This is a genomic window from Mycetocola miduiensis, from assembly GCF_900115155.1.
GTDB classification, from domain to species: domain Bacteria; phylum Actinomycetota; class Actinomycetes; order Actinomycetales; family Microbacteriaceae; genus Mycetocola_A; species Mycetocola_A miduiensis.
The window spans coordinates 95,399-117,846 of record NZ_FOVM01000009.1 but is presented as its reverse complement, the minus strand read 5'-3'; the positions used below and the strand labels follow the sequence as shown (position 1 = coordinate 117,846).

The following is a 22,448-nucleotide window of genomic DNA, read 5'->3' as shown; positions in this document are numbered from 1 at the left end:
GTTGGTTGCATGACCGCTCCGCTGGCACCGACTTTCGCACACGCAAGGGCGCCGGGGAAGATCAACGTCTTCCTCAAAGTCGGCGAGCTGATGGAGGACGGGTACCACGACCTCGCGACGGCGTTCCAGGCCGTATCTCTGTACGAAGACGTCCGCGCCTATCCAGCCCCTGACTTCTCTGTGACCTTCTCTGGGCCGATCGACACCTCGTCGCTTTCGGTGGACGGCAGCAACCTGGCCATCAAAGCGGCACGGATGCTGGCCCGCAAGTCCGGTTACCGTCGTGGAGTGCGCCTCGAAATCGAGAAGCATGTGCCCATCGCCGGGGGGATGGGCGGCGGTTCGGCCGACGCCGCGGCCACCCTGCTCGCCTGCGATGCACTGTGGGGCACCGAGATGTCGCGCGATGAGCTTCTGGCGATGGCCGGCAAGCTCGGTGCAGACGTACCGTTCGCTCTCACCGGTGGAACGGCGATCGGTACAGGCAAAGGCGACCGGCTCAGCCCCGCGCTCGCGAAAGGCACCTTTCACTGGGTGCTCGCCATCGCCGAGTTCGGGATGTCGACCCCTGACGTGTACCGGGCACTCGACGCCCACCGGGAACGGCACGCGCAGGACATCTTCCCGGCGGTGGCCCAGCCGACCGTCGACGCTGAGGTGCTTCAGGCGCTCCGCGCCGGTGACGCCAGGCAGCTCGCCGAGGCCCTCCACAACGACCTTCAGGCTGCCGCCCTTCACCTTGCGCCGGGGCTCGGGACCATCCTCGAACTCGGCGAGCAGATGGGCGCCCTGGCCGGAATCGTCTCCGGCTCCGGCCCGACCGTCGCGTTCCTCGCGCCGGATGCCGACACCGCCCTTGACCTGCAGGTGAGCCTCAGCGCGTCACGCCTTCACGTGATCAGGGTCACCGGGCCGGTGCACGGGGCACGGCTCCTGCACGACTGATGGCGGTTCGGGCCTTCGCCGGCGCTTAGGCTGGGGAGGTGGCCCATCTTCTCGGAGCGGAACAGCTCCACCTCGAATACCCGACCCGTGTGATCTTCGACTCTGTGACTGCCGGGGTGAACGAAGGCGACCGAATCGGCGTCGTCGGGCGGAACGGCGACGGCAAATCGACCCTCCTGTCGCTCCTCGCCGGACGGATCGAGCCGGACGGCGGCCGCGTCACCCGCCGCCGCGGCGTCACCATCGGCATGCTCGACCAGCGCGACGAGCAACCGGACGACCTCGTCGTCTCCCAGGCGATCGTCGGGGATGCCGCCGACCACGAGTGGGCGGGAAGCGCCCTCATCCGTGACGTCATCGGCGGTCTGATCCAGGACATCCCGTGGCATGCCACGATCGGATCGCTGTCCGGCGGCCAGCGTCGCCGTGTCGCCCTCGCCGCCCTCCTCGTCGGAGACTGGGATGTCCTGTTCCTCGACGAGCCCACCAACCACCTCGACGTCGAGGGCATCGCCTGGCTGGCATCCCACCTGAAGAAGCGGTGGTCGCCGTCGAACGGCGGCCTCATCGTCGTCACTCACGACCGGTGGTTCCTGGACGAGGTCTGCACGGCGACCTGGGAAGTACACGATCGGCTGATAGAGCCGTTCGAGGGCGGGTACGCCGCGTACATCCTGCAGCGGGTCGAACGCGACCGGATGGCGGCGGCGAGCGAGGCCAAGCGCCAGAACCTCATGCGCAAGGAACTGGCATGGCTCCGCCGCGGTGCTCCGGCTAGAACCACCAAACCGAAGTTCCGTATGGATGCCGCCTACGAGCTGATCGCGAACGAACCGGAACCACGCAACGCTGTCGCGCTCGCGCAGATGGCCACCTCCCGGCTGGGCAAGGATGTCGTCGACCTGCTCGACGCGGGCGTTGTGTACCCGGACCCGGAGTCAGCGACGGGGACGAAGACCGTTCTGAAGGACATCGAATGGCGGATCGCGCCGGGGGAGCGCACCGCGATCCTCGGCGTCAACGGAGCGGGCAAGTCGACGCTGCTCGGCCTCGTCACGGGGACGGTCACTCCGACCTCCGGCCGGGTCAAACGCGGCAAGACCGTGAAAATCGCCAGCCTCACCCAGCAACTCGACGAGCTCAAGGAGATCGAGCACGAACGGGTGTCCACCGTCGTCGGCATGCAGAAGACGTCGTACGTCACCGGCGACAAGGAGATGACGCCGGGGCAGATGCTCGAACGGCTCGGTTTCACGAGTGCCCAACTCTCCACTCCGGTCAAGGACCTCTCCGGTGGCCAGCGCCGCCGGCTGCAGCTGCTGCTCATCCTGCTCGACGAGCCGAACGTCCTCATCCTCGACGAGCCCACCAACGACCTCGACACCGACATGCTCGCGGCGATCGAGGATCTGCTCGACTCGTGGCCGGGCACCCTGCTCGTCGTCTCGCACGACCGGTACCTCGTCGAGCGAGTCACCGACCAGCAGTACGCCGTACTCGACGGACACCTTCGGCACCTCCCCGGTGGCGTCGACGAATACCTCACGCTCCGCTCAGGGCAGGGTGCCGCACCGCTGATCGCACCGCTCGCCGCCGAGAAAGCAGCTCCTGCGTCGCCCAAGCTCGGTGGAGCCGAGCTCAGAAACGCTCAGAAGGAGATCGCGTCGACCGACCGCAAGATCGAGAAGATGCGCCAGCGGATCGTCGACACGCATGAGCTCCTCGCCACCCATGACCAGGATGACTATGTCGGACTGGGCGAACTGAGCGAGCGACTGCAGGGCCTGGAATCCGACCTCGTCGCGCTCGAGACCCGCTGGCTCGAACTGTCCGAGCTTCTCGAATAACCCGCGCACTGGCACGAGATATCAGGAGGGGCTCTCTGCCTGGCGTTTCGGACGCCGCAGGGAGCCCTTCTGGCTTCTCGCTTAAAAAAGAGTCGGCCTCCACGGTTTCCCGTGAAGGCCGACTCTCAAAGAATTACATGGTCAGCCGAGGCTGACGGAGTAATAGTTTTAGTTACAGCGGGCGGATGTTCTCTGCCTGCAGGCCCTTGGGGCCCGTTGCGGTTTCGAATTCAACCTTCTGGTTCTCTTCGAGCGAGCGGAAGCCGCTGGAAGCGATAGCCGAGAAGTGAGCGAAAACGTCAGCGCTTCCGTCATCGGGAGCGATGAATCCGAAGCCTTTTTCTGCGTTGAACCACTTGACTGTTCCTGTTGCCATGATGATCTCCTTAGGAGTCTTGCGTGGATGACGACTGTCGTCATCCCAAATGCGGCGTACCTGTCCGCTCCTACAAGAAACGGCGGCTCTTCAGATGAAGGAACCGCCGTAAATCAATCACTGCGTAACACTACTACTGCGCTGCCAACACTAACTCACACCCCGGCCAGATGCAAGCGATTTTAAAAATCGGCCCAGTATATGCCGTATCGCGTACTGTAATCGCCTTAGGGAATATGTAGTCACGTAGTCTCTGAAACATCCCGAGCGCATGCTCGTTTTCATCACGGCTGGGAAGTCGGGCTCAACCTTTTGGAGGTGCCATGACTGTCACAGCGACCCTTGGCCCTGTACGCAAAACCACCGCGCGAATCGACGGACTTGACAATCCGACGACAACATTCGCTGCCTTACTGAAAACCGTTCGCGAGGCGGGTCTTCTTCAACGCCGCACCGGTTTCTACATGCTCGTCCTCACCGCCCTGGCGCTTGCGCTCGGCGGCCTCGCTACAGGCTTCATCCTGTTGGGGGACTCCTGGTTCCAGTTGCTCATCGCAGCCGGCCTCGGCCTCATCCTCACCCAGGTCGCGTTCGTCGCCCACGAAGCCTCCCACCGGCAGATCTTCGAGTCGGGTCCAGCCAACGACCGCCTCGGCCGCATCCTCGCCGACGGCGTTGTCGGCATCAGCTACGCCTGGTGGATGACAAAGCACACCCGCCACCACGCCAACCCCAACACGGTCGGCAAGGACCCGGACATCGAGATCGACACGATCTCGTTCAAGGAGGAGGATGCCGCGAAAGCCAAGGGGCTGCTCGCCTTCATCACCCGGCGCCAGGGCTACCTGTTCTTTCCCCTGCTGACGCTGGAAGGGATCAACCTCCACTTCCGCTCCATCCTGACGCTGTTCACGACCGAGAACGTCGACAAGCGCTGGCTCGAGTTCACCCTCATCGGCCTGCGCCTCAGCATCTACCTCGCCATCCTCTTCACCTTCCTCCCGGTCGGCATGGCGTTCGCCTTCCTCGGCGTGCAGATGGCCGTGTTCGGTGTCTACATGGGCGCCTCGTTCGCGCCAAACCACAAGGGGATGCCACTCATCGCCGAAGGCGCGAAGGTTGACTTCCTGTCGAAGCAGGTTCTCACCAGCCGGAACATCCGTGGCCGGGGAATGAGCTACTTCATGGGCGGGCTCAACTACCAGATCGAGCACCACCTCTTCCCGAGCATGCCTCGCCCGCACCTCAAGCGCGCGCGCGAGATCGTGATCGAGCACTGCAACACCATCGGCGTCACCTACACCGAGACCACCCTCGTGCGCTCGTACGCGATCGTCGTCGACTACCTCAACCGCGTCGGTCTGTCTGCACGTGACCCGTTCGACTGCCCGATGGTCAACCAGTTCCGTCGGCCGTGACCTGACACCCACGTTCGATGAAGCGCCCGGTCGAGAGACCGGGCGCTTCGTTGTTATCGTCGCTGCTGCTGCCAGGCCAGTCGACGTTTCGCCAATGTCCCGGAATTGCAGGAGAATACGACGACAGCCGCGCGTGAAGGGCGCCGGTTTCGCCAGAGGACGACAAATCGAAGATTATGAGCAAGAGCGCTCCTTAAGTCGGATTATCTGTGACGCTGTGTGAGGGGTCACTTCGCAATCGAAAGATTTCCCAGCTACTTTTGACTCTGTGCCTGCGCTGACGCGGGCGCAGCCTCCCCCTTCCTTCCACTCGGAAAATTTCTTTCCACTCGGAAAATTCCGGCGTTTGTGCTGCGCCCGCACGCCACGCAACCGGCACGCCCAGCGCAAGAAGAAGGAATTCACAGTGAAGAAGTCATCCCTGAAGAAGAGCATCCTGGCCTCACTGGCCGTCGTGCCGCTCGCCGCGCTGCTCGTCGGGTGCGCGGGAAACGCCGGCACCGCAGGCGAAGCCGCTGACAACGAGACGGTCCGCATCGGTGTTGTCGGCGCCAGCGACCCCTACTGGGAGACCTACGTCGACGCGGCAGCCGACGAAGGCATCGACGTCGAAATCGTCGACTTCTCCGACTACAACCAGCCCAACCCGGCTCTCGCCGAGGGTGAGATCGACCTCAACCAGTTCCAGCACATCATCTACCTGGCTGATTACAACGAGGCTAACAACCAGGACCTCGTGCCGATCGGCGCGACCGCGATCTACCCGCTGGGCTTGTACTCGACCCAGTACGAGAGCGTCGAGGACATCCCCGACGGTGCGACCGTCGCTGTGCCGAACGACCCGAGCAACCTCGCTCGCGCGCTCCTCGTTCTGCAGTCCGCTGACCTCATCACCCTCAAGGGCGGTGGCAGCATCTACTCCACCTCGGCCGAGATCGACGAGGCGAAGTCCCGCGTCACGGTAACCGAGCTCGACCCGACCCTCACGGCGACGTCGCTGCCGGATGTCGCGGCTGCGATCATCAACAACGACTTCATCACCGACTCGGGCCTCGAGGCATCCGATGCCATCGCGCAGGACGACCCGTCCGACCCCAACGCTCTCCCGTACGTCAACATTTTCGCGGCCCGTTCCGAGGATGCCGACAATGAGACCTACAAGAAGCTCGTCGAGATCTACCAGGACTCGAAGGCGGTCACCGATGGTGTCGTCGAGAACGCGGGCGGCACCGCCGTGATGGTGAAGACTCCGGTGGATGACCTCCTCGAGTCGCTCAAGACCGTTCAGGAGCAGATCGCCGAGCAGGGCTAAGTCCCACGTCGAAGCGCCACCAGGCGGAGAGGCGCCGGAGCGGATGCTCCGGCGCCTGTTCGCGCCGCGGCCTGTTGAGGGAATCGAGAGAGGAATCCCCGTGAGCATCGTCAGCATGACGGATGTCGTAAAGTCGTACCCGTCGGCCCAGAAGGGCGGCGCCCCGGTCGTCGCGATCGACGGCGTGACCCTCGAAGTTGAGCGGGGTGACGTATACGGCATCATCGGCTACTCCGGCGCAGGAAAGTCCACACTCGTGCGCCTGGTGAACGGGCTCGAGAAGGCCACATCAGGCAGCATCGTCGTCAACGGCACCGAGATCACCTCGTTGCCCGAGCGGTCGATGCGTGCCGTCCGTGGTGACATCGGGATGATTTTCCAGCAGTTCAACCTCTTCAACTCGAAGACCGTTGCCCGCAACGTCGCGTACCCGCTGGAAGTCGCCGGACGATCTTCGGCCGAGGTCACCGCCCGCGTCGCGGAAATGCTCGCGTTTGTCGGGTTGAGCGACAAGGCGAAGAACTACCCGGACCAGCTCTCGGGCGGCCAGAAGCAGCGGGTGGGCATCGCCAGGGCTCTCGCCACGTCGCCCTCGCTGCTGCTGGCGGACGAGGCGACGAGCGCCCTCGACCCCGAGACCACGAGCGAGGTCCTCTCACTGCTTGCCCGGGTCAACCGTGAGCTCGGCGTCACCATCATCCTCATCACCCACGAGATGGACGTCATCCGCAGCTTGGCGACGAAGGTCGCTGTCATGGACGGCGGGCGCATCGTCGAACGCGGGGACGTCTTCGACGTCTTCTCCCAGCCCGAGAACGCTGCCAGCGCGCGGTTCGTCTCGACCGTTGTGCAGGGAATCCCCTCGCCGGTCGAGGTCGCCACGCTCAAAGCCCGCCATGAGGGACGGATCGTCACTTTCTCATTCCGTGACGGCAACGCCTCGCAGGCGCAGGTGTTCCTCGACCTCGCCGCTGCAGGCATCCGCTTCGAGCTCGTGTACGGCGGAATCAACGACATCCGCGGCCGGGCGTTCGGGCACCTGACCCTGGCGCTGACCGGGGATGACGCGGCCATCGACTCCGTTCTCGCCCGAATAGCCACCCACTCAGAAGTGACGGAGGTGAGCAGGTAATGGACAAGCTCATCGACCTTCTGCCCCTGCTCGGTGAAGCCGCGTGGGAGACGCTTTACATCGTCGCGGCGAGCCTGCTCTTCGGTGGCATCGCCGGTCTCTTCATCGGGCTCGGCCTGTACGTTACCCGCCCGGGCTCGATCCTCGAGAACCGGTTCGCGTTCACGGTGATCAACGTCCTCGTGAACATCTTCCGGCCGATCCCGTTCATCATCTTTATCGCCGCCATCCAGCCGCTGGCGCGCGCCGTCCTCGGCACAGGCATCGGCAACGGTGCGCTCATCTTCGCCATCTCGATCGGCGCCGCATTCGGCATCAGCCGCATCGTTGAGCAGAACCTGCTCACCGTCTCGCCAGGTGTGATCGAAGCTGCACGGGCGGCGGGAGCCGGGCCGTTCCGGATTATCCGCACCGTGCTGCTGCCTGAGGCACTCGGGCCGCTGATCCTCGGCTACACGTTCGTGTTGATCGTTCTCGTGGACATGTCAGCAGTCGGCGGCTACATTGGCGGCGGCGGCATCGGTAACTTCGCGATCCAGTACGGCTACAGGCAGTTCAACCCGGCCGTCACCTGGGCGGCTGTACTCGTCGTCATCCTGTTCGTCCAGCTGATCCAGTTCTTCGGGAACGCCCTGGCCAGGAGGATCATGCGGCGTTAGCTGCCGCTCTGCTCCGTGCGGTTCAGCTCTGGTCGAAGCCCATACTGAGCTTCCGGAGCAGGCCGGCGAGCTTCTGCTGATCGGCGGGCGACAGGGCCGCCAGCATGTCGGCTTCAGCGTCGACGAGGCGGGTGATCGCGGCGTCCACCCGAGTGAGCCCCGTCAGGGTCATCACCACGAGGATGCCGCGCCCGTCGCCCGGGTCGGCCTTGCGTTCGACGAGGCCGGATGCCACGAGCCGGTCGATCCGGTTGGTCATCGTTCCGCTGGAGACCAGGGTCTGCTGGAGCAGTTGCTTGGGGCTGAGGGTGTACGGCTCGCCCGCTCGCCGGAGTGCGCTGAGCACATCGAATTCCCATGATTCGAGTTTCGAGCGGGTGAAAGCCGTGCGGCGGGCGCGGTCGAGGTGCCGGGTCAGCCGCCCGACCCGCGAAAGCACCTGCAACGGGGCGAAGTTGAGGTCGGGACGCTCGCGCTGCCAGGCCCCGACGATGCGGTCGACTTCGTCGTGAACTTCAGGCATGCGTCCATTATGGCGGCGACGCGTCGGCTCTGGGTGCGGCAACTATCTGGCAGACTGGACTACTGCACGCGAGTGCGGTCCGCCTTAGTGTAATGGCAGCACGGCAACCTTTGGAGTTGTTCGGTCCAGGTTCGAGTCCTGGAGGCGGAGCGGAAGGCCCAGGTTTCTGCCCGGGCGACCGGAACGACCAGGGGCAGTTCGCCCGATCGGATTCTTGGGGAGACTCGTGCCAGACAACAACCTTGCCATCGTGATCCTGGCCGCCGGCCAGGGGACGCGGATGAAGTCTTCGACCCCGAAGCTGCTTCACCCGATCGCGGGTGTGCCGCTCGTCGGCCACGTCCTGGCAACGGCTCGTGCTCTGGATGCTGCCCATGTCGTCGCTGTCGTGCGCCACGAACGCGACCGCCTCGTCGAGGTCATCACCGCAGAACTGCCCGACAGCATCATCGTCGACCAGGACGAGGTCCCCGGCACCGGTCGGGCCGTCGAGCAGGCCGTCGATGCTCTCCCAGCGAACTTCGACGGCGACGTCCTCGTCGTGAACGGCGATGTCCCTCTCCTCGACGCGGGTACCCTGTCCTCGCTCGTCGCCAGCCACAGGGAAGCACAAACCGCTGCGACGCTGCTCTCCGCCGTCCTCGACGACGCCACGGGCTATGGCCGCATCATCCGTGGGGAGTCCGGCGGGCTCGACCGCATCGTTGAACAAAAGGATGCTTCGGAAACGGAGCGAGCGGTTCGGGAGATCAACGCCGGCGTCTATCTCTTCACGCTCGGGTCCCTTCGGGCGCAGCTCGCGAATCTCACGACCGACAACGCGCAGGGCGAGAAGTACCTCACCGATGTGGTCGAATTGCTCCGCGCCTCGGGTGGCGACGTCGCGGCGATTCCGGTCGCCGAGCCGTGGCTGGTCGAGGGAGTCAACGACCGCGCGCAGCTGAGCGCACAGGCCCACCGTCTGAACGCGCTCATCGTCCGCGGCTGGCAGATGGCCGGTGTGACGATCCAGGACCCCGCATCGACCTGGATCGACCTTAAGGTCAGCCTCGCCCCGGATGTGACGGTGAAGCCAGGGACCCAGTTGCTCGGGGCAACCGCCGTCGAAACCGGTGCCGTGATCGGCCCGGACACCACCCTCGTCGACTGTGAGGTAGGCGAAGGCGCCGAAGTGAAACGCACCGACGCGACTCTCGCCGTCATCGGCGCTGGAGCATCCGTCGGGCCGTTTTCATACCTGCGGCCCGGGACCGTTCTGGGAGCCGACGGCAAGATCGGTGCCTTCGTTGAGACCAAGAACGCCCGCATCGGGACGGGGAGCAAAGTCCCGCACCTGTCGTATGTCGGAGATGCGGAGATCGGCGAAGAGTCCAACATCGGCGCCGGGAGCATCTTCGCCAATTACGACGGTGTGAAGAAGCACTCGTCCGTCGTCGGTTCACATGTGCGAACCGGATCGCACGGCGTCTTCGTCGCTCCGGTTAGGATTGGCGACGGGGCGTACACCGGAGCGGGAACAGTCGTCCGAAAGGACGTACCGGCCGGAGCGCTGGCGATCAACGTCGCCCCCCAGCGGAACATGGACGGTTGGACCCAATCTCACCGTCCTGGCACGGCCGCAGCAGAAGCCGCGGCTCGGGCACAGCACACGTCCCCCGAAGAAAACTAAGCACTAACGCCGACAGTATCGGCAGGAAGCAGGGCTCGTGTCGGGCATCAAAAGCAGCGGAGAGAAACGACTGGTCCTCGTGTCAGGGAGGGCGCACCCGCAACTGGCGCTCGACATCGCTGCAGAGCTCGGCTCAGAACTCGTGCCAACCGATGCGCGCACCTTCGCGAACGGCGAGCTGTACGCCCGCTTCGACGAAAGCGTGCGCGGAAGCGACGCGTTCGTCATCCAGTCGCACACCGCTCCGATCAATGAGTGGTTGATGGAGCAACTCATCATGGTGGATGCCCTCAAGCGCGCATCCGCCAAGCGCATCACCGTGGTCGCCCCGTTCTACCCGTACGCCCGTCAGGACAAGAAGGGCCGCGGACGTGAGCCGATCTCGGCCCGCCTCGTCGCCGACCTGTTCAAGGTCGCCGGCGCGGACCGGATCATGTCTGTAGATCTCCACGCCGCACAGATCCAGGGCTTCTTCGACGGCCCCGTCGACCATCTCTTCGCGATGCCGGTGCTGCTGAACCACTTCCGTGAGAAGCTCGACCCTGAAACGCTCACTGTCGTCTCGCCGGACATGGGCCGTGTCCGTGTCGCCGACATCTGGAGCGACAAGCTCGGCGTTCCGCTGGCGATCATCCACAAACGCCGTGACCCGCTTGTGCCGAATCAGGTCTCGGTTCACGAGATCGTCGGACAAGTCGAAGGACGCGTGTGCCTGCTCGTCGACGACCTCATCGACACCGGCCGCACGATCGTCCGCGCCGCCGAAGCGCTCAAAGCGGCCGGCGCCCTCGGTGTCGTCGTCGCGGCGACGCACGCGGTCTTCAGTGACCCGGCGACCGACATCCTGCAGAGCGACTTCATCGACTCGGTCGTGGTCACAGACACCCTGCCGGTGCCAGAAGACAAGCGCTTCCCGAGCCTCATGGTTCTGCCGATCGCACCCTTGCTCGGCCGCGCCATCCGCGAGGTGTTCGAGGACGGCTCTGTTACGAGCATGTTCGACGGCGCCGCGTAGGTCGCGATCCGGGCATAAGAGAGGGCGGGATATCCCGACTATCCCGCCCTCAAAGACCCTCCGGAATATCCCGTCGTCCGGGTGCTCTCACTAGCACCTAAGCGGGGCAACTCGGGGAAGGATCTTCTAATTCTGAGGTTAAGTTCGAAGACTGCCCCTGTACAGGGGCTTGACAGTTTTCGAACCCGTGATCTCACCGGTCGGAGAAATCGCCCCCGTCGGCCCCTGCGATTCTGACGCTCTGTTCAAGCAGTTCGTCCTCGGAGATCGCGATCCCGGCGTCCGCGAATCGCTGCCGAAGAGCCTCGAGAATCTCGGCCTGATCATGGCCGGCCAGGTCGGCTTCTTCCTGCACGAGAATCCCCGCCACCTTGTCATCGATGGGCTGCGGGTGCTGGTCCTCGACGGGAGCGTCCTGAGTGCGGTCGTCAGTCATTTGTGATCTCCTTCACTGTTGGTCTCCCATTGTGCCCTGCCAGGGGGAAAGTCCGGGCGGGTGGGGTCGATTCCCAGTTGTGCCGTCGCCGTGGCGCGCCGGCTCAGTAGAGGAAGATGGCGAGCCACTCGGGGTTGTGCGCATGCAGCAGCACGAGGAAGAGGACGAAGTCGAACAGCAGGTGGACACTGACGATGTACGACAGTGACTTCGTCTGCTTGAAGATCCAGCCCTGGACGAGTGCGAACGGGAAGATGAGCAACGGCCCCCACGCGTGGAAGCCGAGTTCCCAGAGGAACGAGGTGAACAGCACGGCCTGGATCAGGTTAGCCTGCCAGTCGGGGAAGTGCCTGCGCAGAAGCGTGAAGCAGGTGCAGATGAAAAACAGTTCATCCCAGATGCCGAGCGCGTTGGTTCCGAGGAACAGGCGGGCGATTTCGTCGGGAGCGGTCGCCGCTGGCCAATTCTGGTAGACATCGGTTGGGATCATGTAGACCGGCAGCAGGATCCAGCCGAGGACGACGACGGCGATGAGGTACCACCACTCGACCTTCGTCCAGCGCTGGCCGGTGGCCACGGGGAACCGGATGGCGTGGTCGCGGTAGACGAAGCGTGAGGTCAGGTAGGGGACCAGCACGGCGGCGCCGAGGGCGATCCCCATGATGATCATGTGTTCCCATGAGATGTCCGTATTGATCTGGACGAGACTGATGATCCCCAGCCCGGCGGCGATGAGCAGAAGGTCTTTCGCGAGGGCACGGTTGACGATCGCGGCGGCGACGAGGGCCGCGGCGAGGACGAGGTAACCGCCCGGGCGCCAGTGCACACCGAAAAGCAGGAAACCTGATGCGGCGAGCAGCAACCCCGGCAGGAGGTTCCAGCTGATCAACCGGTGGGTGGCCGTCTGGGTCGAGAGGTTCGTAGTCATGGGACCTTCCGGGAGGCGGGGGATACTTCGAGCCTACCGGCCCCCGGGCATGGAGGCTGGCGCGGATTCCGGCGCTCGCGGGCGATCCGGCCGCGGCCCCAAAACGCCCTGCCGGGCGCCCGAAGGCATCCGACAGGGCGTCGTCGTGACGTGCTAGTGGCTGTCGACGGCCTGGACCTCGCTGCGGTCGCCTGACCAGAGCGTGTGGAACGTGCCCTCAGCGTCGACCCGCTTGTAGGTGTGCGCACCGAAGAAGTCACGCTGGCCCTGCACGAGTGCCGCAGGCAGACGCTCGGCCCGCAGCCCGTCGTAGTACGACAGCGACGACGAGAACGCAGGAGCGGGGATGCCGGACTGGGCCGACGCGACGACCACGCGGCGCCAGGCATCCTGCGCCTTCGACATCGCATCAGCGAAGTACGGTGCCGAGAGGAGGAGCTTGAGGTCGGGAACTTCGGCGTATGAGTCAGCGATCCGGTTGAGGAACTGGGCGCGGATGATGCAGCCGCCGCGCCAGATCTTCGACACCGCTCCGAGGTCGATGTTCCAGCCGTGCTCGTCTGCTCCAGCGGCGATGGCGTCGAAGCCCTGCGAGTATGCGACGATCTTCGACGCGTAGAGCGCGAGCCGGACGTCTTCGATGAAGGCATCCTTGTCGTCGACGGTCCACTCGTCGCTCGGCCCGGGGAGACCGATTGCCGCTGCGCGCTGCTCAGGGTGCGAGGAGAGTCCACGAGCGAAGACGGCCTCGGCAATGCCGGAAACCGGGGTGCCGAGGTTGAGGGCGGTCTGAACGGTCCAGACGCCTGTGCCCTTGGAGCCGGCCTGGTCGACGATGACGTCGACGAGGGGCTTTCCGGTCTTCGCGTCGACCTGGCGGAGGACCTCGGCGGTGATCTCGATGAGGTAGCTCTCGAGCTCGCCGCGGTTCCACTCGGCGAAGACCTCGGCGATTTCGGCCGGCGACTTTCCGGTGCCACGGCGGATGAGGTCGTACGCCTCCGCGATCAGCTGCATGTCAGCGTATTCGATGCCGTTGTGGATCATCTTGACGAAGTGGCCGGCCCCGTCGGTGCCGATGTGGGTGACACAGGGCTCGCCTTCTGCGACGGCCGCGATCGAGGAGAGGATGGGGCCGAGCGTCTGGTACGCCTCAGCTGACCCGCCGGGCATGATCGACGGGCCCTTGAGTGCGCCCTCTTCGCCACCGGAGATACCGGCGCCGACGAAGTTGATGCCCGTCTCACGGACGGCCTTCTCGCGGCGGATCGTGTCGGTGAAGAGTGCGTTGCCGCCGTCGACGATGATGTCACCCGGTTCGAACAACTCGGTCAGCTGGTCGATGACGGCATCGGTGCCCTTCCCGGCCTGAACCATGATGATCGCCGTGCGCGGCTTCTGCAGCGAGGCGACGAAGTCCTCGATCTTCTCCGACGCGATGAACCCGGCTTCGGGGTGCTCGGTGATAAGGGTGTTCGTCTTCTCCCATGAGCGGTTGTACACCGCCACGGTGTTTCCTTCGCGGCTGGCGAGGTTGCGGGCCAGGTTCGAGCCCATCACCGCCAATCCGACGACGCCGATGTTGGCCTGGGCCTTGGTTGTATCCGCCATGGAGGTCTCCTCTTGTGGTCAGCGGTCAGCGGTCAGAAGTCGGGCAGTCCTCACGAAGAGGAGCGAAGACAATGGGGCAAAGCGCGCAAAGTCGCACCTGGGGCTTCGTGTACACGCTAGCAAACCGGGCAGGTCCGGTTCCCCACGTGACGACGGCGCCGCCGCGATTACAGCCGGGTTCCGAACGTGTCACACCAGACGTTCTCGTTGAACGTTCCGGTGAACCCGGAGAGGCCCTGGATCTTCTCGACGGCCGCCGAGATCGCATCGCGGCTCGGGGCGTGCGCATGAATCATCGTCTTATGAAGCTCTTCGGGCCAGCTCAACGTCGAGGAGCTGTACACGCAGGAGACGATCGAGTTCGATTCCCCGTGGGGCGCCCAGCACGCCGGCGTTCTCGAGAACTTCGCCGCCAACATCCTCGACGGCGCGTCCTGGCTTGCTCCCGGTTCGGACGGCATCAAGGGTGTGCGCCTGGCCAACGCCATCCACCTCTCGGCATGGACGGGGCAGGATGTCTCGCTCAACTTCGATGAGGACGAGTTCCTGGCCGAGCCGAACTCGCGCATCGCCGACGAGGGTACATTCCCCGTACGAAACTAATCACGCTTCGCCCGCTTCCACAGCCGGATTTTTCGTCCGGTCCCTCCCGACCCGGACCGTCAGGAGCAGGGCGGGCCAACCGGCTCAGGCTTCTGGCCGCACAGCGGGAGCAGGACGTCCAGGCCGGTGTTGCGGCGTGATTGGCGAGAACAAGGTGCGATTTCTTGGGGCCAGGCCGTCACGGCCGACTGCAGAGGGCGTGCGAACGCCCGGAGGAGTATCAACATGTCGAGCGACGCCGTAGCCGCAGAGCCCGCATTGACGTCGCGCGCCCGCGGGCCGCGAGGTGGCAAATCTGCCCCGACGATCTACGACGTCGCGAGACTCGCCGGGGTGAATCCGTCGACCGTTTCGCGTGCGCTCAGCCAGCCCGGTCGCATCAACATCAAAACCGCAGAACGAATCCACGCCGCGGCGAAAGAGCTGAATTACCGGCTCAACCCGATGGCGAGGGCGCTGCCCACCGGACGGACCAACACGCTCGGGCTGCTGCTCGCCGACATCACCAACCCGATGATCTTCGGTATCGTCCGCGGCGCTGAGCATGCTGCAGCTCAGCAGGGCTACACGCTCGTGATCGCGGAGTCCCAGGAGTCGGGGGAGATCGAGGCCTCAACGGCGGAACGCATCCAGCCCTCCGTCGACGGCCTCATCCTCGGGACGACCCGTCTCAGCGACGAGCGGATCCAGCGGCTCGCTGACTCCAAGACCCTCGTCCTGATCAACCGGGACGGGCAGGGGGTGTCGAGTATCCTGCCCGACGTCTCACCCGGTATCGAGGAGGCCGTCGCTTACCTCGCATCTTTTGGCCACACGAGCATTGCCTACCTGTCCGGGCCGGCGAATTCATGGATGAGAGCCACCTGTTGGTCCGCACTGCTCGAGAACGCTCTCTCCCACGGGATGTCGATCGCGGAAATCGGCCCGGGTGTGCCGACCCTCGACGGAGGCCGTGCGGCGCTCGCGCGGGTTCTCGCCGCTGGTGTCACCGCTGTTGTCGCCTACAACGACCTGATGGCGATCGGCCTGCTCCGGGCCGCAGCTGAGCAGGGAATCGAGGTGCCTGGCCGGCTGAGCGTCATCGGGTTCGACGACATCTTCGGCTCGGACTTCACGTCGCCAGCGCTGACAACGGTTCGTACCCCGCTCGCCCTCGCCGGTGAGCGCGCCGTCAGTCTCGCGCTCGAGATACTCGGCGCCGAGAACGCTCCAGCGCCCGGCGATGACGAGGCGATCGTCACGTCGCTGATCGTTCGCGGTTCGACCGGTCCCGCCGAGCGCTGAACCTGCCCGGTCGAAAACGGCTGGACTTCGCCGAAAGGTTCAGCCGTTTGCGACCGAGCATCGGTGCGAACAGCCGTTTGTGACCGAGCCTGCGGTCCGCACAGCTTCGTCGTCGAAGACATCCCGGCCATAAAAGTCGTCCTGCTCGACCAGCAGGTACTTCGCATCGCTTGCGAGGCTCTGCTCTATGATTCCGCGGAAGTCGAGGTTGCCCTCACCGACCTCGGCGAACTGCACGACCGTGGTGAATGCCGCCATGAAAGCAGCGAAATCGCCGGCGGCGAGGGATGCGAAAGCGGAGTAGGGCATCAGCCCGATCCGATAGTCCTTGAGGTGAATCATTGCGACGCGATCGCTGTATTTCGCGATCGTGGCTACCGGATCGAGGCCGCCACGCTGGATCCAGTGAACACCCAGCTCGAGGCCGAGCAGGGGAGCGCGGTCGGCGATGATGTCGAGCAGGTGCTTCTCACGCACGCTGTCGAAGAGCTCGGGAAGAGACTCGCCCGAAGCGTGGCGTAGGCCATCAGGCCGGTGCGGGACGCACCACCGAGGAGCTGGTACAGCGGCATCCCGGCAACCTTGGCACAGCGATGCACCTCGCAATGTACATCCACAACGTCGGTATCCAGGAGTACATGAAGCACGGAGCGAAGACCGACAGCGTCTTCGAACAGTCCTTCACCTGGAATGACGGCATGCTGCACCCGGGCAACAAGCCTGGACTCGGTGTCGAATTGAACGTCGACGAGGCGGGCAAGTACCCCTACGAGACCGCTTACCTGCCGTACAACCGGCTCGCCGACGGCACAGTCCACGACTGGTACCGACGGCACAGTCCACGACTGGTAACTGAGAGAATTATCGAATGACTATTGACGACGGAACATCCGAGGGCATCCAGATCATCGTGATGGGGGTCTCCGGATCAGGCAAAAGCACGATCGGCGCGCTCATCGCCGGCGCCCTCGGGGTTCCGTTCGTCGATGGTGACTCACTTCACCCGCAGTCCAACGTTGAGAAGATGGCCGGCGGTCAACCGTTGAACGACGATGACCGCTGGCCATGGCTCGCGACTGTCGGAAAGACACTTGCGGATGCCGGTGAGCAGGGCAGCGGAATGGTCATCGCCTGTTCCGCGCTCCGCCGCACCTACCGGGACGCGATCCTCCGGGCCGCCCCGAAGACTCGCTTCGTGCACCTCTCAGGAACCCGTGAGGTGCTCGCGTCACGGCTCGAAGGCCGCAGTGACCACTTCATGCCGCCTGCCCTCCTCGATTCGCAGTTCGCCACGCTCGAACCGCTCGAGGACGATGAGCCCGGAATCGTCGTCGACATCGACCAGAGGGTCACCCAGATCCTCTCTGAGACGACGGCGAAGCTCAATAAGGCGTCAACCGTCTGACGGCGGCCGCGCGGTGGCTTCCCGGTCCGCAATGCACCGGTTCAGCCATGGGGTAGACTTGGCCACTGAACTTCGGCGAGGGATGCTGCGCGTTGCGTTACAGCGGCATCCGTAATCGACGCGGTGGACAAGGCAACCATGGTTTCTCGACGGAACCGGCTTTTCCTCACGCTGACATGCGTTCGAGTTGACACGGAGTCGGGCATTCCCGGCCTCCTCCCAGACCACCCGGAGCGCGCTCCGGTTCACGCGAAGAGCCCAGGCTCACCACAAGGAGAACACCATGGCTGACGACAACAAAGTAGTCGCAGAAACCCGCACCTCGTTCGGCAAGGGCGCTGCCCGCAAGCTCCGTGCAACCGGCAAGATCCCCGCCGTCATGTACGGCCGCGGCACCGAGCCGAAGCACGTCGCCCTGCCCGCCCACCAGATCGGCCTGATCATCCGCAAGTCCAACGCGGTTCTCGAGCTCGAGATCGACGGCAAGCAGAGCCTCGCGCTGGTCAAGGACGTTCAGAAGGACCCGGTGCTCCGCATCATCGAACACCTCGACCTCATCGTCGTCATCAAGGGTGAGAAGGTCACCGTTGACATCCCCGTCCACCTCGAGGGTGAGTCCGCCGCAGGTACCGTCCACAACCTCGACGCGACCACGCTGTCGATCGAGGCTGAGGCAACCCACATCCCTGAGAACCTCGTCGTTTCGATCGAGGGCCTCGAGGCCGGCGCGCACATCCTCGCCAAGGACGTCCCGCTTCCCACCGGTTCCAGCCTGCTCAGCGACCCCGACGTGCTCGTTGTCGCCATCTCCGAGCCGGCCGAGACCGAAGAAGAGGGCGAGGCTGAAGGTGGAGCTGCGGAAGCAGCACCGGCAGCCGAGTAACGACCGGATATTCCGCCAGCGAGCCTGCCCGGATCGCGACCTCCGGGGTCGCGAACCGGCAGGCTCGCTTGCTTGAGCAAGGAGAATCATGTGGTGGCGCAAAGAGAAGGCAGAGCCGGCCGTGGCTGAGAACACCTGGCTCGTCGTTGGTCTGGGGAACCCCGGGCCGGCCTACGCGCGCAACCGCCACAATGTCGGACACATGGTCGTCGACGAACTCGCGGCGCGAATGGGCACCGGATTCCGCAAGCACAAGACCCCGGCTGTCGTCGCCGAGGGCTTCGTCACCCCCGGCGGACCGAAACTGGTGCTGGCGAAGCTGAATAGCTACATGAACGTGTCTGGCGGCCCCGTCGCGGCACTGCTCCGCTTCTATTCGCTCGACCCGGCACGCCTCATCGTCATCCACGATGAGCTCGACCTCCCGTTCGACACCGTCAAGCTCAAACAGGGCGGCGGGCACGGCGGCCACAACGGGCTGCGCGACATCGCCAAGGCCGCAGACAGCCCCGACTTCCTTCGTGTGCGAGTGGGGATCGGGCGCCCGCCTGGACGCCAGGACGCCGCCGACTTCGTGCTCAAGGACTTCGCCGGAGCGGAACGAGACGTTCTTCCCAACCTCGTAGGAGACGCAGCGGATGCCGTCGCGCTCCTCGCGACGGACGGCCTCCAGGCCGCGCAGTTGAAGGTGCATTCGCCTTCCTGAGTCGGCCGCCCGTGCGGCGACCGTGCTGTCTGACGTGCCGCGTAGACTGTTCTGGTGACTCTTTCGGGCTTGATCGAAGCGCTTTCGCGCGCCTCCACGTTTGACAACGCCCTCGGCTACGCCACCAGGAACGCTGACTTCTCCGTCACCGATGGGCTCCGCGCCCCGCTCCTGGCTGGCCTTCTCCAGGCACGTAGCAAGGCGGGTAAGCCAGCCGCGCTGTTCGTTGTCACACCGACCGGACGTGACTCGGAGTCCTTGCGCGCGGCGCTGGAGAGCGTCATCCCCTCTGCTCGCATCGTGGACTTCCCGGCCTGGGAGACACTCCCGCACGAGCGGCTGAGCCCCAGCGCCGAGATCGTCGGCAAGAGACTCGCCGCACTCCGGGTCATGACCGACTGGGACGGAACAGCACCGCTCATCGTCGTTGCCTCGGTTCGTGCTGCGCTTCAACCGCTCGCCGACAACCTCACCGAGGTGGACCCGATCCGGCTGGATGCCGGTGCCCGCGGCCACGACCTGCAACGGCTCTCGACCGAGCTCGTCGAGCTCGCCTACGTCCGGGTCGACATGGTGTCCCGCCGCGGAGAATTCGCCGTGCGCGGTGGAATCCTCGATGTCTTCCCGCCCGTGGCGGAGCATCCGTACCGCGTGGAATTCTTCGGAGACGAAGTCGAACAGATCCGTGAGTTCTCCGTCGCCGACCAGCGGTCGATCCCGGATGCCGTGCCCACCATCTCGCTCCCGCCCAGCCGGGAATTGCTGCTCAATGATGCCGTCCGCCAGCGAGCGGCCGAAATGCAGCACGAGTTCCCGAACATGTCGGGCATGCTCGAGAAAATTGCCAACGGCATCCCCGTCGAAGGGATGGAATCGCTCGCGCCCGCGCTTCTCGAGCGTCTCGTGTCTGTGAGCCACTACTTCCCGGCCGGTGCGGCAGTCGCCGTCATGTCTCCCGAACGGGTTGCGACCCGCGCCATCAGCCTGTCTGAGACCAACCGTGAATTCCTCGCCGCCGCCTGGCATGCGGCGACCGCAGGAGCACAGGCGCCGATCGACCTCGCCAGCGGCGAGTTCATCACACTGGAAGACCTTCGCACCGCCACGCAATTCACCGCCCCGGGTGAGCCAGCGGCCGATCACCCCTGGTGGACATTCAGCACGTTCCAGCAGGGGCCGGACGACGTGCTGCCCGAGGAACGCGAGATGGACGAAATCCTGACCGTTCGCGTCGCCGCCGACCCGGTGCCGAGCTTCTCAGGCAACGTCGACGGAGCCATTGAGCATGTCGCTTCGCGGCTGCGTGAGGGCTGGGTCGTCGGTATCGCCGCACGCGGCACCGGCCTGGTCGAGCGTGCCCGCGACGTCCTCGCCGAGCATGAGGTTCCTGCGCGGGTCGTGGACGGGTTCCCAGCCGACCCAGAGCCCGGCATCGCCTACCTGCTCCAGGGGACCGCTGAAAGCGGCTTCGAACTTGCCGAGGCGAAACTCGCGCTCATCAGCGAGAACGAGTTCTACGGCCGCACCATCGGCTACGACTCCCGGCAGGTCAAGAAGCTCGCCTCACGGCGTAAGAACGTCGTCGACCCGCTGCAGCTCAAGGCCGGCGACTACGTCGTCCACCAGACCCACGGGATCGGGCGTTTCGTGGAGCTCAGCCAGCGTGAGGTTTCCAGCGGAGGCCGGAACCCGACGAAGACCCGTCGTGAGTACCTGACCCTCGAATACGCGCCGTCCAAGCGGGGCTACCCGGGCGACAAGCTGCTCGTCCCCACCGACCAGCTCGACCTGCTCAGCCGTTACGTCGGCGGAGAAGCGCCCGCGCTGTCGAAGATGGGCGGCAGCGACTGGGCGCAGGCCAAAGGCAAGGCCCGCAGGGCCGTTCGCGACATCGCCGTCGAGCTTGTGAAACTGTACTCAGCGCGGATGGCGTCGAAGGGTTTCGCGTTCAGCAAGGACACCCCGTGGCAGAGGGAGCTGGAGGAGGCCTTCCCCTTCGCCGAGACCCCCGACCAGCTCACTACGATCGACGAGGTCAAAGCCGACATGGAACGGCCGATCCCGATGGACCGGCTGCTCTCTGGTGACGTTGGATTCGGTAAGACCGAGGTCGCCATCCGAGCGGCGTTCAAGGCTGTCCAGGACGGCAAGCAGGTCGCCATGCTCGTACCGACGACGCTGCTCGTCCGGCAGCACTTCGAGACCTTCGCCGAGCGCTTCGCCGGGTTCCCCGTGCACCTTCGCGCCCTCAGCCGGTTCCAGACCGCCAAGGAGGCGAAGGAAACGCAGGAGGGCCTCGAGCGCGGCACCATCGATGTCGTGATCGGTACCCACCGGCTGCTCAGCGAGGGGATGACGTTCAAAGACCTCGGTCTCGTCATCATCGACGAGGAGCAGCGATTCGGTGTTGAGCACAAGGACAAGCTCAAGAAGCTCAAGACCAACGTCGACATCCTGGCGATGAGTGCGACCCCGATTCCCCGCACCCTCGAGATGGCAGTCACCGGCATCCGTGAGATGTCGACCCTCGCCACGCCACCCGAGGAACGGCATCCGATTCTCAGCTTCGTCGGCCCATACAGCGAAAAGCAGGTCGGTGCTGCAATCCGGAGGGAACTGCTGCGTGAAGGGCAGATCTTCTTCGTCCACAACCGGGTGTCGAGCATCAACCGCATCGCCGCCCAGCTCGCCGAGATCGTGCCGGAGGCCCGGATCGCCGTCGCACACGGTCAGCTGTCCGAGAGCACTCTCGAGCGTGTCGTCGTCGACTTCTGGGAGCGCAAGTTCGACGTCCTCGTCTGCACGACGATCATCGAGACCGGACTCGACATCCAGAACGCCAACACGATCATCATCGACCGTGCCGACAAGTACGGGCTCAGCCAACTTCACCAGTTGCGCGGCCGGGTCGGCCGCGGCCGCGAGCGTGCGTACGCCTACTTCCTCTACGACGAGAACAAGCCGCTGTCCGAGACCGCCCACGACCGGTTGTCGACGATCGCCGCCAACAATGAACTCGGCAGCGGAATGCAGGTCGCCCTCAAGGACCTCGAGATCCGTGGCGCGGGCAACCTGCTCGGTGGGGAGCAGGCCGGGCACATCGCCGGCGTCGGCTTCGACCTGTACCTGCGGATGATCGGCGAGGCCGTCGCCGACTTCCGCGGTGACGTTGCCGAAGGCCAGACCGAACTGCGGCTCGAGTTGCCCGTCGACGCCCACATCCCCGAGGACTATGTCGACAGCGAGCGTCTGAGGCTGGAGGCCTACCAAAAGCTCTCAGCTGCTTCCGGGCCAGCCGCGGCCGACGACCAGATCGGGCTCGTCATCGACGAGCTCACCGACCGCTACGGGGAACCGCCCGCTCAGGTGCAGAACCTGATCGCGGTCTCCCGCCTGCGCCAACGAGCCCAGCGGGTCGGCCTCAGCGAACTCGTGGCCATGGGGACGAACCTGCGAGCCGCGCCCGCAAACCTCCCGGACTCGCTGCAGGCACGACTTCGCCGGATGTATCCCGGCGGGAAGTACCTCGCGCAGGCGAACGCGCTGATCGTGCCGATGCCCGCGAAGCACGGCGAGAAGCTCAGCGACGCGGACCTCATCGCATGGGTCGGTCAGTTCCTCGACGCGCTCTTCCCCCTGCCGCCGAAGGAAGCACAGGCCGCTTCGTAGCATCACAGGTTCGCTCCGCGGACGATG

The 22,448-nt window shown here is 64.9% G+C and carries 21 protein-coding genes, 1 tRNA gene and 1 pseudogene; 16 read left to right on the top strand and 7 right to left on the bottom strand.

What is annotated here, in order from left to right:
* Positions 1-9 precede the first annotated feature (9 nt).
* Together BM197_RS14310 and BM197_RS14305 are read left to right on the top strand one after the other, a co-directional pair.
* Positions 10-945 (top strand): 4-(cytidine 5'-diphospho)-2-C-methyl-D-erythritol kinase, encoded by a 936-nt coding sequence (locus BM197_RS14310; RefSeq protein WP_090712712.1) that lies wholly within the window; start codon positions 10-12, stop codon positions 943-945.
* Positions 946-983: 38 nt separating this feature from the next.
* Positions 984-2,792, top strand: a complete 1,809-nt coding sequence (locus BM197_RS14305; RefSeq protein ID WP_090712710.1) for an ABC-F family ATP-binding cassette domain-containing protein — start codon at positions 984-986, stop codon at positions 2,790-2,792.
* Between the two features lie 172 nt (positions 2,793-2,964).
* Here the strand turns inward: BM197_RS14305 and BM197_RS14300 are convergent, their stop codons facing one another.
* A complete protein-coding gene (locus BM197_RS14300; RefSeq protein ID WP_090712708.1) occupies positions 2,965-3,168 on the bottom strand; it encodes a cold-shock protein in 204 nt (67 codons plus the stop codon).
* A 323-nt stretch (positions 3,169-3,491) separates the two neighbouring features.
* Here BM197_RS14300 and BM197_RS14295 point away from each other — a divergent pair, with 323 nt between their 5' ends.
* The 4 genes from BM197_RS14295 (at position 3,492) to BM197_RS14280 (ending at position 7,689) form a co-directional block, all read left to right on the top strand.
* Complete coding sequence (locus tag BM197_RS14295; protein WP_090712706.1) at positions 3,492-4,586, top strand: fatty acid desaturase family protein; 1,095 nt, start codon at positions 3,492-3,494, stop codon at positions 4,584-4,586.
* Between the two features lie 406 nt (positions 4,587-4,992).
* A complete protein-coding gene (locus tag BM197_RS14290; RefSeq protein ID WP_245762555.1) occupies positions 4,993-5,898 on the top strand; it encodes a MetQ/NlpA family ABC transporter substrate-binding protein in 906 nt (301 codons plus the stop codon).
* Between the two features lie 100 nt (positions 5,899-5,998).
* Positions 5,999-7,030, top strand: a complete 1,032-nt coding sequence (locus BM197_RS14285; protein ID WP_177216851.1) for a methionine ABC transporter ATP-binding protein — start codon at positions 5,999-6,001, stop codon at positions 7,028-7,030.
* Positions 7,030-7,689 carry a methionine ABC transporter permease gene (locus BM197_RS14280; RefSeq protein WP_090712704.1) on the top strand — a complete coding sequence of 220 codons (660 nt, stop codon included), beginning with the start codon at positions 7,030-7,032 and terminating at the stop codon, positions 7,687-7,689. Before BM197_RS14285 ends, BM197_RS14280 begins: the two co-directional genes overlap by 1 nt.
* Before the next feature lie 22 nt (positions 7,690-7,711).
* Here the strand turns inward: BM197_RS14280 and BM197_RS14275 are convergent, their stop codons facing one another.
* Positions 7,712-8,212 (bottom strand): MarR family winged helix-turn-helix transcriptional regulator, encoded by a 501-nt coding sequence (locus tag BM197_RS14275; RefSeq protein ID WP_090712702.1) that lies wholly within the window; start codon positions 8,210-8,212, stop codon positions 7,712-7,714.
* A 78-nt stretch (positions 8,213-8,290) separates the two neighbouring features.
* Between BM197_RS14275 and BM197_RS14270 the strand changes: the two genes are divergently transcribed.
* The 3 genes from BM197_RS14270 to BM197_RS14260 all read left to right on the top strand — a co-directional run bounded on the left by BM197_RS14270 (position 8,291) and on the right by BM197_RS14260 (position 10,896).
* Positions 8,291-8,362: transfer RNA gene (locus BM197_RS14270), tRNA-Gln, on the top strand.
* A gap of 76 nt (positions 8,363-8,438) precedes the next feature.
* Complete coding sequence (gene glmU, locus BM197_RS14265; RefSeq protein ID WP_090712701.1) at positions 8,439-9,881, top strand: bifunctional UDP-N-acetylglucosamine diphosphorylase/glucosamine-1-phosphate N-acetyltransferase GlmU; 1,443 nt, start codon at positions 8,439-8,441, stop codon at positions 9,879-9,881.
* A 37-nt stretch (positions 9,882-9,918) separates the two neighbouring features.
* Positions 9,919-10,896 (top strand): ribose-phosphate diphosphokinase, encoded by a 978-nt coding sequence (locus BM197_RS14260; RefSeq protein WP_090712699.1) that lies wholly within the window; start codon positions 9,919-9,921, stop codon positions 10,894-10,896.
* 193 nt (positions 10,897-11,089) lie between these two features.
* Here BM197_RS14260 and BM197_RS14255 read toward each other — a convergent pair whose 3' ends face one another.
* From BM197_RS14255 to BM197_RS16375, 4 genes are all read right to left on the bottom strand, one after another.
* Positions 11,090-11,332, bottom strand: a complete 243-nt coding sequence (locus BM197_RS14255; protein ID WP_090712697.1) for a hypothetical protein — start codon at positions 11,330-11,332, stop codon at positions 11,090-11,092.
* Positions 11,333-11,435: 103 nt separating this feature from the next.
* Positions 11,436-12,260, bottom strand: a complete 825-nt coding sequence (locus tag BM197_RS14250; RefSeq protein ID WP_090712695.1) for a CPBP family intramembrane glutamic endopeptidase — start codon at positions 12,258-12,260, stop codon at positions 11,436-11,438.
* Positions 12,261-12,413: 153 nt separating this feature from the next.
* A complete protein-coding gene (gndA, locus tag BM197_RS14245; RefSeq protein WP_090712693.1) occupies positions 12,414-13,871 on the bottom strand; it encodes an NADP-dependent phosphogluconate dehydrogenase in 1,458 nt (485 codons plus the stop codon).
* A gap of 167 nt (positions 13,872-14,038) precedes the next feature.
* A complete protein-coding gene (locus tag BM197_RS16375; RefSeq protein WP_177216850.1) occupies positions 14,039-14,215 on the bottom strand; it encodes a hypothetical protein in 177 nt (58 codons plus the stop codon).
* Positions 14,216-14,339: 124 nt separating this feature from the next.
* Between BM197_RS16375 and BM197_RS16760 the strand changes: the two genes are divergently transcribed.
* Both BM197_RS16760 and BM197_RS14235 read left to right on the top strand, forming a co-directional pair.
* Positions 14,340-14,474: a hypothetical protein gene (locus BM197_RS16760; protein ID WP_281247445.1), complete on the top strand. Its 135-nt coding sequence runs from the start codon at positions 14,340-14,342 to the stop codon at positions 14,472-14,474.
* A gap of 225 nt (positions 14,475-14,699) precedes the next feature.
* Positions 14,700-15,758, top strand: a complete 1,059-nt coding sequence (locus BM197_RS14235; RefSeq protein ID WP_090712691.1) for a LacI family DNA-binding transcriptional regulator — start codon at positions 14,700-14,702, stop codon at positions 15,756-15,758.
* 39 nt (positions 15,759-15,797) lie between these two features.
* Here BM197_RS14235 and BM197_RS16370 read toward each other — a convergent pair whose 3' ends face one another.
* Entirely contained in the window at positions 15,798-16,235 is a 438-nt protein-coding gene (locus tag BM197_RS16370) for a hypothetical protein (RefSeq protein ID WP_177216847.1), read from the bottom strand.
* A gap of 128 nt (positions 16,236-16,363) precedes the next feature.
* Between BM197_RS16370 and BM197_RS14230 the strand changes: the two are divergent.
* The 5 genes and pseudogenes from BM197_RS14230 to mfd all read left to right on the top strand — a co-directional run.
* A pseudogene (locus tag BM197_RS14230) lies at positions 16,364-16,630 on the top strand (hypothetical protein); the annotation flags it as partial.
* A complete protein-coding gene (locus BM197_RS14225) occupies positions 16,627-17,163 on the top strand; it encodes a gluconokinase (RefSeq protein WP_090712690.1) in 537 nt (178 codons plus the stop codon). The pseudogene BM197_RS14230 and the gene BM197_RS14225, both read left to right, overlap by 4 nt.
* Before the next feature lie 283 nt (positions 17,164-17,446).
* A complete protein-coding gene (locus tag BM197_RS14220) occupies positions 17,447-18,046 on the top strand; it encodes a 50S ribosomal protein L25/general stress protein Ctc (RefSeq protein WP_090712689.1) in 600 nt (199 codons plus the stop codon).
* A gap of 88 nt (positions 18,047-18,134) precedes the next feature.
* Positions 18,135-18,752 carry an aminoacyl-tRNA hydrolase gene (gene pth / locus BM197_RS14215; RefSeq protein ID WP_090712687.1) on the top strand — a complete coding sequence of 206 codons (618 nt, stop codon included), beginning with the start codon at positions 18,135-18,137 and terminating at the stop codon, positions 18,750-18,752.
* 54 nt (positions 18,753-18,806) lie between these two features.
* On the top strand, positions 18,807-22,421 hold the full coding sequence (gene mfd, locus BM197_RS14210) for a transcription-repair coupling factor (protein ID WP_090712685.1): 3,615 nt from the start codon (positions 18,807-18,809) through the stop codon (positions 22,419-22,421).
* Positions 22,422-22,448: the final 27 nt, after the last annotated feature.